Origin of the sequence: Clostridium sp. C2-6-12 (assembly GCF_009928485.1) — a bacterium.
Taxonomy (GTDB): domain Bacteria; phylum Bacillota; class Clostridia; order Clostridiales; family Clostridiaceae; genus Clostridium.
Genome location: NZ_JAABNP010000071.1, coordinates 1 through 11,985 on the forward strand (window position 1 = coordinate 1; position 11,985 = coordinate 11,985).

At 28.9% G+C, this 11,985-nt stretch carries 10 protein-coding genes; 8 read left to right on the forward strand and 2 right to left on the reverse strand.

What is annotated here, in order from left to right:
* Positions 1 to 78: 78 nt before the first annotated feature.
* A complete protein-coding gene (locus GXK56_RS28450; RefSeq protein WP_243156282.1) occupies positions 79 to 198 on the forward strand; it encodes a LacI family DNA-binding transcriptional regulator in 120 nt (39 codons plus the stop codon).
* Positions 199 to 436: 238 nt separating this feature from the next.
* Here the strand turns inward: GXK56_RS28450 and GXK56_RS27005 are convergent, their stop codons facing one another.
* Both GXK56_RS27005 and GXK56_RS27010 read right to left on the reverse strand, forming a co-directional pair.
* Entirely contained in the window at positions 437 to 2,137 is a 1,701-nt protein-coding gene (locus GXK56_RS27005) for a methyl-accepting chemotaxis protein (RefSeq protein ID WP_160693328.1), read from the reverse strand.
* 338 nt (positions 2,138 to 2,475) lie between these two features.
* The gene (locus GXK56_RS27010) at positions 2,476 to 3,531 is read right to left on the reverse strand and encodes an aldose epimerase family protein (protein ID WP_160693330.1); all 1,056 of its coding nucleotides are present in this window, start codon (positions 3,529 to 3,531) and stop codon (positions 2,476 to 2,478) included.
* Between the two features lie 177 nt (positions 3,532 to 3,708).
* On the opposite strand from GXK56_RS27010, the gene GXK56_RS27015 reads away from it, so the two are divergent.
* The 7 genes from GXK56_RS27015 to GXK56_RS27045 all read left to right on the forward strand — a co-directional run bounded on the left by GXK56_RS27015 (position 3,709) and on the right by GXK56_RS27045 (position 11,951).
* Positions 3,709 to 4,911 (forward strand): response regulator, encoded by a 1,203-nt coding sequence (locus GXK56_RS27015; RefSeq protein WP_160693332.1) that lies wholly within the window; start codon positions 3,709 to 3,711, stop codon positions 4,909 to 4,911.
* 2 nt (positions 4,912 to 4,913) lie between these two features.
* Complete coding sequence (locus GXK56_RS27020) at positions 4,914 to 5,861, forward strand: substrate-binding domain-containing protein (protein WP_160693334.1); 948 nt, start codon at positions 4,914 to 4,916, stop codon at positions 5,859 to 5,861.
* Between the two features lie 140 nt (positions 5,862 to 6,001).
* Positions 6,002 to 7,006, forward strand: coding sequence for an ABC transporter substrate-binding protein (locus GXK56_RS27025; RefSeq protein ID WP_160693336.1), 1,005 nt, complete (start codon positions 6,002 to 6,004; stop codon positions 7,004 to 7,006).
* 94 nt (positions 7,007 to 7,100) lie between these two features.
* Positions 7,101 to 8,618, forward strand: coding sequence for a sugar ABC transporter ATP-binding protein (locus GXK56_RS27030; protein WP_160693338.1), 1,518 nt, complete (start codon positions 7,101 to 7,103; stop codon positions 8,616 to 8,618).
* A gap of 1 nt (position 8,619) precedes the next feature.
* On the forward strand, positions 8,620 to 9,660 hold the full coding sequence (locus GXK56_RS27035) for an ABC transporter permease (RefSeq protein ID WP_160693340.1): 1,041 nt from the start codon (positions 8,620 to 8,622) through the stop codon (positions 9,658 to 9,660).
* Positions 9,657 to 10,661 (forward strand): galactofuranose ABC transporter, permease protein YjfF, encoded by a 1,005-nt coding sequence (gene yjfF, locus GXK56_RS27040; protein ID WP_160693342.1) that lies wholly within the window; start codon positions 9,657 to 9,659, stop codon positions 10,659 to 10,661. Before GXK56_RS27035 ends, yjfF begins: the two co-directional genes overlap by 4 nt.
* Positions 10,662 to 10,892: 231 nt before the next feature.
* Positions 10,893 to 11,951, forward strand: coding sequence for a cache domain-containing protein (locus tag GXK56_RS27045; RefSeq protein WP_243156283.1), 1,059 nt, complete (start codon positions 10,893 to 10,895; stop codon positions 11,949 to 11,951).
* Positions 11,952 to 11,985: the final 34 nt, after the last annotated feature.

Sequence of the window (11,985 nt, forward strand, 5' to 3'; positions counted from 1 at the left end):
CCTATTGTATTTCCTAAGGTTGAGAAGCGCAATGTTCATATAACTTAACAGATCGGGAATTATAAATAGGAGGAAAATATGAAAGTTACAATAAAAGATGTAGCTAAAGAAGCTAATGTTTCTCCAGCAACAGTATCTAGAGTTTTAGGAAATAGTAAGGAGATAAGTGATAAGACTAAAGTTCAGTTAGGGAAGTAATTAAAAAATTAAAATAGTAAACCTAATGCTATGGGAAGAAGTTTAATAAGCAAGAAGACAAGAATTTTAGGAATTATTAAAAATGGCTGTAGATAGATTTGTTATTTCAAAATTTATCTACAGCCATTATATGATAATGAGATTTTGAGCTAATTTAAATAGGTTATATTCATGATTTTAAATACATTTTTTAGGTGAATATATTAAAATGCACTTAAAGTTTATTTCAAATATTTTATTAATTGCTTAGAGTATACCTTGAAATTTCCTTTTCCATAAGCTGAGTTTGGCTAACCAATTCTTCACTTGAAGCTGCAATTTCTTGTGCTGTAGCTGAATTTGTTTGAACTACTTGAGAAATTTGTTCAACTCCAGAAGTCATTTGGGTTATTGCTTCAGTTTGGTTTTCAGAGGCTATAGTTATCTCTTTTACAAGAGTAGCTGTGTCATCAACATTTTTTACAATGTTATTTAAAGAGGCAGCTGTTTCCTTAGCTAGTCTTTCACCTATGCTAACCATTGATAAAGAAGTTTCTATAATTTTAGTGGTATTATTTACTGCTTCACCAGACTGCTCTGCAAGTTGTCTTACTTCTTCTGCTACAACTGCAAATCCTTTTCCAGCTTCACCGGCTCTTGCAGCTTCAATTGCTGCATTAAGTGCTAAAAGATTTGTTTGGGAAGCAATATCTTCTATTGTGCTTATAATTGCAGCAATTTTTTTCGAAGAAACTGTTATTTCCTGCATTGAATCCATTAATTCTTGCATCTTTTCATTTCCAACTTTCACAATTTCTTTAGTATTGTTAGAAAAATCATTAGCTTTTTCAGCATTTTCAGTATTCTTTTTAACTTGATCTAGTATTTCAGTAAAGCTAGCTAAAAGCTCTTCAACAGCTCCAGCTTGATCTGAGGAACCTTCTGAAAGCACTTGAGTAGTTAAGGACAACTGGTCTGAATTTGTTGAAATTGAAGCTATTGATTGATGCATATTAAAAAATATATTATTGAGTGATTTGATAATATTCTCAATTGATTTTTGTATTGGAGTAAAATCACCTATATAATTTATTGAAGAATTTAAGTTGATATTTAAATTACCATCTCCTAATTTTTCAAGTGTAGTGGTTATATCATTAATGTAGGAAACAAGCATATCTATAGAAGAGGTTAAATCTTTAGACATTTCTCCCATTTCATCTTTCGATTCATATGTTGAAGTGATTTTTAGATTGCCAGAAGATAAATTTTTTGCAATGTCTTTAATATGATTAATTCCCTCAAGTAGTGAATCGCCTAACACTTTAATTAATATAATCGAAATTGCTGTTAAAATAATCATAATAAAAATTATAATTCCTAGAGACAAATACTTGTAAATATTTGAGCTGCTTACAAATAAACTAGCACTTTGCTGTGAGGTTTCAAAAATCTTAAGTATACAATTTTGTGCATTTATAACTTGTAGGGAGTAAGTATCTTGACTTATTTTCATTATAGAGGGATTAGCATTTGATTTAAGTAATTCACTTAATTTTGCTCTTTTATCCTCTGTATTTTTTACACTTGATGTAAATTCATCTAGCAATGAAGAATCGTCTTTATAAATTTCTTTTAGAATATCAATATTTGCTGATAATTTGCTGTATTCTTCATCAGCTTGTTGCAGATAAACACTTCTACTATTTGAATCTGTCTCGGCAATAGATTTGTACATATTCATATTCATGGTTTGAAGATTTACTCTAATATCAGAAATAGTTTGAGATACTTTATATGGCCCGCTATATAATGAAGTAGTTCTAGAAGATATAAATAGAACTATTGATATTGTTATTATCATTAGAATAAAAGTGAGTCCTAAAATAGTTTCAAAGGTTCGTTTTAATTTGGTACGTATAGAATAATTTTTCATGATTTCTCTTAAGCTAGTATACATATTTAAATCCCCTTTAACAATTTAATAAGCTTATATTTTTAGAATACGAGTTGTGAAAAACTACATTTGAACATATAAAATCGTTTTCTTTTGTAATTATATGATATTCAATGCTGGTTTTAAATGTATTTATAAGTTAAAAATATGGTTAAATGTTGGATGTTTTAATATAAGAGATTAGAAAAGAATTAGAGTTGTTAGTATTCTATTGGTATGATTTGGACAATTAAGAGGGCAAATATGACTGATTTCAAAAGATAATATAAACTATTATTTTTGAAACCAGTCATATATTTCTTAATTATCCATTATAATAATCTTAAAGAATATGCTATTAATTATAGAGTTGAGAATTTATATACTGTTTTATGTTTGTATTCTTCTCCGGCTTTAAGTATTGGTGAAGCGAAATTACTGCAATTAATAGAATTAGGGAAGAATTGAGTTTCTAAACAGAAACCATTTCTCATTTGGTAAACAGTATTTTCTTTACCAGTTTCAGCTCCATCAATAAAGTTTCCGCTATAGAATTGAACTCCAGGAGTTGTTGTATAAACATCCATTACAATTCCTGTATCTTCAGCAATAGCTTGAGCTGCTTTTGTAGAAATAGAACCGTTAGTATTTAATACCCAGTTATGGTCAAAGCCATTACCAAAAACAATTTGTTCATAGTCACTATTTATATTTGTACCAATAGGAGTTAATGTTCTGAAGTCCATAGGTGTTCCAGCAACTTCTTTAATTTCTCCAGTTGGAATTGAATATTTATCATTTACAGTAAACTTGTCTGCATTAATCATTAATTTTTGCTTAAGAACATCACCTGAAGAATGACCAGATAAGTTAAAGTAAGCATGATTTGTAAGATTTAAAATCGTATCAGCATCAGTAGTTGCTGAATAATTTATTTCCAAAGCATTATCTTCAGTAAGAACATAATTAACTTTAATTGTAAGATTTCCAGGATATCCTTCTTCGCCATCAGGGCTTAAATAAGAAAGTTCTAAATTGTTAGCTTCCTCTTCGATTATTTTTCCAGTCCATACAACTTTGTCAAAACCTTTTGGACCTCCATGAAGATGATTTTGTCCATCATTTTGTGCTAATTGATATTCTTTGCCATTTAGAGTGAATTTTCCATATTGTATTCTATTTCCAAAACGTCCTATTAATGCTCCGTAAAATTTAGTTCCTTTTAAATAACCATCTAAAGTTTCATATCCAAGCGTCACATCATGGAATTTTCCGTCTTTATCTTGAACATTTATTGAAACAATTGTACCACCGTAGGCAGAAATTTCTACTGTCATATTATTTGAATTTTTTAAAGTATAAATATAAACCTCTTCTCCATTAGGCATTGTTCCAAAAAGTTTTTTTTCTATTGACATTATGAGCACCTCCAAAGTTAATAAATAAAATTTAGTATACATTTACATAAAGTATATATTATTATAGATGTATGCACAAGCATATTATAATACAAGAAAATTGTACAAACAATTATTTTATTAATAAAATCTTTAAATTTGTAAATCTTTGAGAATCAAGGGAAAGTGGAGGCGTTTATGTGGAAGTTGGTTGTTGCTGATGATGAGCCTAAAATTAGAAGAGGAATTGTAAACCTTTTAAATTGGGAGGCGCTTAATATTGAAATAGTAGGAGAAGCTGAAGATGGTGAAATTGCTTTAGAGGTAATAGGTGAAAAAAAGCCTGATATTATTTTATTAGATATTAATATGCCCTTTTTAAATGGCCTAAACCTTCTAGAAAAATTAAAAGAGATAAATAATAAAAGTATTGTAATTATAATAAGTGGATATGATGATTTTCATTATGCACAAAAAGCTTTGCAGCTTAATGTATTTGATTATATTTTAAAACCGGTGAGTAAAAAGAATATGGAAGAAATAGTAATAAAAGCTGTTAATAAACTTAATGCTGAGGAAAAAGAACATAATTATTTAGAATGGGTTAAGAAGCAGTTAAATCAAAATATGGATGTATTGAAAAATAATTTTTTTGGTAAATGGTTGAACAATAAATTGGCGGATGAAGATGTATTAAAAGAAATGAGGTTTTTTAATGTTGATTTAGGAAACAGCATAGGACTTATAGTTTTAAAGTTATATGATAAATTGAATATTGATATAGTAGACAAGAAATGGAACTCAGAATTATTAAGATTTGCAATTATTAATTTATTAAGTGATGAGTTAAAGGAAACAAATGTTGAATTTATTTTTGATGATGATAGGAAAAATATTATAGTTGTAAGTAATATAGTTGATATGCTGGAGTGGATTAATATTGGCAAACATTTAGAAGCTGAAATATTTAAGTATTTGAAGTGTAATGTAATAATAGAACAAGCTAATGTAGCTGGGGGAATTTTAAAAGTCAAAGAAGTTTACTTAAATATGATAAATAAAGTTAATGAAAAAAAGAAGTGTAGTTCTATAGTACTTTTATCAATAAAATATATAGAGCAAAATTATTATTTAAATGAACTTAATATTAATAATATTTCTGAAAAATTAGAAGTTAGTGCGTCATATTTAAGCAAGTTATTAAAAAAGGAAACAGGATTATCGTTTATTGATTATTTGACAAATATAAGAATAAAAAAGGCAATGTATATTTTAGAAGATCCAACAGTTAAGATATATGATGTTGCAGAGTTAGTGGGGTATAGTAATCAGCATTATTTCTGCAGAGCTTTTAAAAAGGTGGTTGGAATATCTCCAACGGAATATAAGAGAGGTAAATAATAATGAAAAATAAAAGGTATAAAATTTTTTTAGGTGTAATTTTTATATGTATAGTTTCATTAGTAATTTTTACATCTAATAAAATTAGGGCAAATTCTGAAAAGAAAGATACTTTTATAATTGGAATGTCTCAAGCTAATTTATATGAGCCCTGGAGAATATATATGAATAAAGAAATAGAAGAGGCTGCTAAGAAATATAAAAATGTAAAAGTTATTTATAAAGATGCAGGTGGAGATACAGAAAAGCAAAAAAAAGATATAAAAGATTTAATTAATTTTGGTGCGGATTTATTAATAGTATCTATTAATGATTCTAAAGAATTAACAACAACAGTAAGAAAAGCATATGAGTCTATTCCTGTTATTATATTAGATAAGGCTGTTGAAGGATACGATTATACATTATATATAGGCTCAGATACAAAATATATAGGTGCTCAAGCTGGAGATTTAGTGGGGCAATTAGCAGGGAACAACAAAGTGAATGTTATAGAAGTTCAAGGATTGCTTAATTCAAGTACTGATAAGGAAATAACTAGCGGCTTTAAAGATTCTATTAGCAAATATAAAAATGTTAACATAGATAGAACTATAGTAGGAAATTGGCAAAGGAATGAAGCAGAAGATAAGCTGGAAGAAATATTAAAAGATAATAAAAATATAAATATAATTTTTGCTCATAGTGATTATATGGCTCTAGGAGCATATTATGCAGCCTTGAGTACAAATTGCAGAAATATTAAGATAATTGGAGTTGATGGCTTGGAAGGGCCGGAAGGTGGAATAGAGCTAGTCAGGAAGGGAATGTTATATGGAACTTTTACCTGTAAAACTGGTGGAAAAGAAGCTCTAGAGTATGGAATGAGGATATTAAATAAAGAAAAAGATATTCCTAAGAGAGTATTGTTGGAATGTAGTAAGATTACTAAAGAAACTATGGGAAATTAATAAATATAGACTTAAATAAAAAAATATAGTTTGAAATCTTAAAAGTGCACAAAAGTGCTGATTAGTATAAATACATTTTAAAATTCAAGATATATAATTAACTCATGAAAACGAAAACATAATTGTAGGGGGAATTAATCATGAAGTTAAAAAAAATGATGGCATTAGTAGCAAGTACAGTTCTATGTATAGGGATGCTTGCAGGTTGTGGAGGTTCAAATGCAAGTGGTGGCTCGGCACAAACAGCAAGTAAAAGTGCATCAGCTAAAAAGGTAATTGGATTTGCTCAAGTAGGTGCAGAAAGTGGCTGGAGAACAGCCGAAACAGATTCAATAAAGTCAATTCCAACTTTAGATCCTAATTTTGATTTGAAATTCTCTGATGGTCAACAAAAACAAGAAAATCAAATTAAAGCTATAAGATCATTTATTGCTCAAAAAGTAGATTTAATAGCATTAGACCCAGTTGTTGAAACAGGATGGGATACAGTACTTAAAGAAGCTAAAGATGCTAAAATCCCAGTAGTTATTGTTGATAGAAAAGTTACAGTTTCAGATGATACACTTTATAAGTGTTTCTTAGGTTCAGATATGGTTGAAGAGGGTAAAAAGGCAGCTAAAATAATAATAGATCAATTTGGAAAAGATGCAAAGCTTAATATAGCAGAACTTCAAGGAACAGTTGGTTCAACAGCAATGGTTGGCAGACAACAAGGCTTTAATGATACAATAAAGGATTGCCCTAATTATAAAATAATAAAATCACAAACTGGTGACTTTACTCGTGCAAAAGGTAAAGAAGTTATGGAAGCTTTCTTAAAATCAGATGGAGATAAAATAAATGTATTATGGTCTCATAATGATGATATGGCAATGGGAGCTATCCAAGCTATAGAGGAATATGGTAAAAAACCAGGAAAAGATATTTATATAATTTCAGTTGATGGTATTAAAGATATTTTCCAAGCAATGGTTGATGGAAAAGCTAATGCAACTGTTGAGTGTAACCCATTACTAGGACCACAATTATTAGAAGTTTCTAAAAATATATTAGAAGGCAAAGAAGTTGAAAAAGTTATAAATTCAAAAGAAAGTCAATTCTTACAAAAGGATGCGGCAAAAGAATTACCTAACAGAAAATATTAGACTTTAATAAGTATAAGAGCTGGATTTTAGTCCATGCTCTTATATTAAAATTAAAGGAGTACGTACAGGTGTAATAGTAAGAGGAGTGATGAAAATGGGTGATTCTAGTATAGTTTTAGAAATGAAAAATATTAGTAAAATTTTCCCAGGGGTCAGAGCCCTTTCCAATGTTGACTTTACTCTTAAAAAGGGTGAGATTCATACATTGATGGGAGAAAATGGAGCTGGAAAATCAACTTTAATAAAAGTGCTTACTGGTGTTTATGAAATAGATGAAGGAACAATAATATTAAGAGGGAAAAAAATTAAAATTTCATCTACACAAGAAGCACAAAATCATGGAATTAGTACTGTTTATCAAGAAGTTAATTTATGTACTAATTTAACAGTTGCTGAAAATATATATATTGGGCGTGAACCTAAGAAAAACGGAAGTATTGATTGGAAGAAAATGAATTCTGATGCTGCAAAGTTATTAGAAGAAAGATTAAACTTAAAGGTAGATGTAAAGAAAGCATTAAATAATTATTCCGTTGCAGTTCAACAAATGGTTGCTATTGCTCGTGCAGTAGATATTTCTAAAGGAATATTAATTCTTGATGAACCAACATCTAGTTTAGATGATAAGGAAGTAAAGCAATTATTTAAAATTATGAAAAAGTTTAAAGAAGAAGGAATGTCCATAATATTTGTTACTCACTTTTTAGACCAAGTATATGAAGTTTCAGATAAACTTACAGTACTTAGAAATGGTGAATTAGTTGGAACATATGATGCTGACAAGCTTTCTAGAATTGAATTAGTTTCTAAGATGATTGGTAAGGACTATGGTGAAATTCAAAAAAGTACTCGAATTAAAAAAGAAACCTTAAATGTAAAACGAGAAAATTTATTATCAACAAATAATTTTGGAAGACTTGGAAGTATAAATCCATATAGTATTGAAATTAAAAAAGGAGAAATCCTTGGTTTTGCAGGACTTCTTGGTTCAGGTAGAAGCGAATGTGCAAGAACAATATTTGGCGTAGATAAATCAACTAGTGGTAATATTACTATTAATGGAAAGTCTTATTCATATATTTATCCTCAAAAAGCAATTGAGGAAGGTTTTGGGTTCTGTCCAGAAGACAGAAAAGTTGAAGGTATAGTTGGAGATTTAACAATAAGAGAGAATATAATTTTGGCCTTACAAGCAAATAAAGGCATATTTAAATATCTGCCAATGAAGAAGCAACAAGAAATTTCACAAAAATATATTGATTTACTTAGGATTAAAACTCCTAGTATGGAACAAAAAATTAGCAATTTAAGTGGAGGGAATCAGCAAAAGGTTATTTTAGCAAGATGGCTTGCTACTGAACCACAGTTATTGATTTTGGATGAACCTACAAGGGGAATAGATATTGGTGCAAAGGGTGAAATAACAGAATTAATCTTAGCCTTGGCACAACAAGGGATGACAATTTTATTTATTTCATCAGAGCTTCCAGAGGTAGTTAAATGCTGTGATAGAGTAATTGTTCTTAGAGATAGAAACATAATAGGTGAATTGGTTGGAGAAGAAATAGAAGAATCAAATATTATGAAAACTATAGCAGGAGGTGCAAGATAGGATGGAGACTAGAGAAAAAGAAAATATCTTAAAAAAGATTTATAGTGCAAAAATATTTTGGCCCTTAGCTAGTTTAATTGTATTGCTTTTATTTAACTTTATTATGACACCAAGCTTTTTGAGCATAACCATGAAAGACGGACATTTATTTGGAAATACTATTGATATATTAAATCGTGCAGCTCCGTTAATATTAATATCACTTGGAATGACACTTGTTATTGCAACTCAAGGCATAGATATTTCGGTTGGTTCAATAATAGCTATAAGTGCAGCTCTTTCTGCAACTGTTATTGTTGATGGTGGATCTGTTCCTTTAGCAATAGCTATAGGTGTAGTAAGTGGAATGATCTGTGGTGTATGGAATGGATTTTTAGTTTCGTATATAGGAGTTCAACCAATGGTTGGAACATTGATTTTGTATATAGTTGGAAGAGGTATTGCACAGCTTATTACAGGAGGGCAAATTTTAACTTTCACAAATAAGGATTTTATCTTTATTGGAACAGGATATATTTTACTTCCAGTAGCTATATTTATTGCTCTTGCTGTTGCACTCATAATGTATTTCTTAATAAGAAGAACAGCTTTAGGATTATTTATAGAATCTATAGGAGTTAATAGCAATTCATGTAAATTTGCAGGTATTCAATCTAAGAAAGTTGTATTTTCACTTTACGTTATCTGCGGAATACTTGCTGGTATAGCTGGAATAATATTATGTTCAAACATAAAGAGTGCAGATGCCAATAATGTAGGTTTGTGGCTAGAACTAGATGCAATCCTTGCAACAGTTATAGGCGGAACTTCTATGTCTGGAGGAAGATTTTATCTTTCTGGAACAGTTGTAGGTGCATTATTTATACAAACTTTAACAACAACCATTTATAGCTTAGGAGTTGCTCCAGAAATCACATTAGTTGTTAAAGCTATAGTTGTCATTGTTGTATGTATAATTCAATCACCTGAATTTAGAAAAATGCTTACAATAAAAAAATCTTCTAAACCAAATTTAAAGGAAAAAGAGGTGATTAGAGCATGAATAAATCAATACAAAAAAAGAAAACATTAAAAATAAATAAAGACTATATTGCAATTTATGCTACAATCGCTTTATTTATAGGATTATTTTTAATAGGTTCAGTCATGTTTAGAGGATTTTTATCAACTCAAGTATTCACTAACTTATTTATTGATAACGCATATTTAATAGTTGTAGCAGTTGGTGAAGCTGTAACAATATTAACTGGTGGAATAGATCTGTCAGTTGGTTCGATGATAGCTTTTGTGAGTATGATTACTGCAAGCTTATTACAAAAGGGAGTAAGTCCAGTAGTAGTAATACTAATTGTTCTTATAGTAGGAATTGTTTTTGGAACAGTTCAAGGAGTTTTGATTCAAAAATTTAAATTACACCCTTGGATAGTGACACTTGCTGGAATGTTCTTTGCAAGAGGTGCGAGTTACATTATAAGTATTGATACGATTATTATTGATAATCCTTTTTTCACTAATATTTCATCATATAGAATATCAATATTACCAGGAGCATTTATTTCAATTAATGTTGTTATTAGTTTAATAGTTGTAGCAGCAGCATTTTATATGCTTAAATACACTAGATTTGGAAGAACAGTTTATGCAATTGGTGGTAATGAAAATTCAGCTAAGCTAATGGGGTTACCAGTAGAAAGAACAAAAGTGCTTGTATATACATTCTCAGGTTTTTGCTCATCATTAGGAGGTTTGCTATTCACAATTTATACACTTTCAGGATATGGACTTCATTGTAATGGAATGGAAATGGATGCAATAGCAGCTTGCGTAATTGGTGGTATTTTATTAACTGGAGGATATGGAAATATTATAGGACCACTATTTGGAGTACTTACAACAGGAATAATCCAAAGTTTAATAATGTTTGATGGAACATTAAATTCTTGGTGGACCAAAATAGCAGTAGGAATGTTGTTGTTTGTATTTATAGTATTACAAAGAATTATAGTTATTAGAGATGAAAAGCGGAAGGTTACCGCAACTTAAATTTAGTTACTTTTTTCATTCATATTTACCCTAATGAATTTAATATATAAGTTGAAAATAGAATGAACATTTGTAGAAACTCTTTTCATAGAAGCAAATGATCATTCTATTTTTGCTTATTATTGGTGACTGACACTAATAATTGAGTTAAAATTAGATAGTAAAAACCAACAAGTATTAGAGTATAAGCTTAATTTGTTTGATAGAATTTGAGTTTTTGGAGGGAATAAGTTGAACAAGATAAAAATTTATTATATGAATAAGAGCATAAAAGATAAGCTTGTATTTTATTTTTTTGGGGTAATTTTATTAGTTACACTTACAATAACAACCTTGGGAAACTTATTGTATAAAAACTCAATTAATTTTTCACAAAATGAAAACACAAATCAAATAATAAAGCAGATAAATAATAATATTGAATCTTATGTTAATAATACTGAAAATATAATCAATTATATGTCTATAGATCCAAGGATATTAAAATTTTTTAATGATAATAAGTTGGATAATAATGATCTTGAAGATGAAGCATATAAATCAATATATAATTTTGTAAAATTTAATCGTGATATTGCTGGAATAATGATAGTAAATCGTAATGGTGGATATATAAGTGATGTAATGAATAGAGTATCAAGGGATTCACTTATAACAGAAGAGTGGTATTCTAAAGCTTATAATGATCCTGAAAATATACAAATATTTACGAAGCCAGTAGGAAGGAATATTGATAATATTTTTCGTTATTCTGCTGATGAAGTTTTTTCTATGTCTAAGGCAGTTGTGGATGCAAGTACTAAAGAAATAAAAGGAGTAATTCTTATTGACATAAAATTAGATGCAATAAAGGAAATAATTGAAAATTCAAAACCGGGAACAGCAGGCTTTGTATATATTATGGATAATAATAAGGAAATTGTTTATACACCTGTTAATAATATAGTTTATAGAGTTAAAAATGAGTGGATTGATGAAATTAATAATGAAATAATAATAAAAAATATTAATGGAGAAAATTATCAGTTGACCAAGTTTAAATCAAAATACACTGGCTGGGAAACAATTGGTGTATTTCCTGAAAGTGAGAGCCTTAGAGTAGTTGAAGATATAAAGTATTATTCATTTATTGCAGCTATTATAGCTCTAATAATAGCTGAATTTTTAGTTGTTATATTCACAAAATCTATTGTAAAGCCAATGTATAAATTAAAACAGCTTATGAAAAGTGCTCAAGATGGAGATTTAACTGTTTCCTTTAATACTAAATATAGGTTGTTGAATAACTAATTTTTACAAATGGTTATTCAAGAAAATATTCTTA

Excerpts from the sequence above, each read along its gene's own strand:
- GXK56_RS27030 (WP_160693338.1), top strand. The coding sequence starts at position 7,101 with ATGGGTGATTCTAGTATAGTTTTAGAAATGAAAAATATTAGTAAAATT.
- GXK56_RS27015 (WP_160693332.1), top strand. The coding sequence starts at position 3,709 with ATGTGGAAGTTGGTTGTTGCTGATGATGAGCCTAAAATTAGAAGAGGA.
- GXK56_RS27010 (WP_160693330.1), bottom strand. The coding sequence starts at position 3,531 with ATGTCAATAGAAAAAAAACTTTTTGGAACAATGCCTAATGGAGAAGAG.
- GXK56_RS27020 (WP_160693334.1), top strand. The coding sequence starts at position 4,914 with ATGAAAAATAAAAGGTATAAAATTTTTTTAGGTGTAATTTTTATATGT.
- GXK56_RS27035 (WP_160693340.1), top strand. The coding sequence starts at position 8,620 with ATGGAGACTAGAGAAAAAGAAAATATCTTAAAAAAGATTTATAGTGCA.
- GXK56_RS27025 (WP_160693336.1), top strand. The coding sequence starts at position 6,002 with ATGAAGTTAAAAAAAATGATGGCATTAGTAGCAAGTACAGTTCTATGT.
- GXK56_RS27005 (WP_160693328.1), bottom strand. The coding sequence starts at position 2,137 with ATGTATACTAGCTTAAGAGAAATCATGAAAAATTATTCTATACGTACC.
- GXK56_RS28450 (WP_243156282.1), top strand. The coding sequence starts at position 79 with ATGAAAGTTACAATAAAAGATGTAGCTAAAGAAGCTAATGTTTCTCCA.
- yjfF (WP_160693342.1), top strand. The coding sequence starts at position 9,657 with ATGAATAAATCAATACAAAAAAAGAAAACATTAAAAATAAATAAAGAC.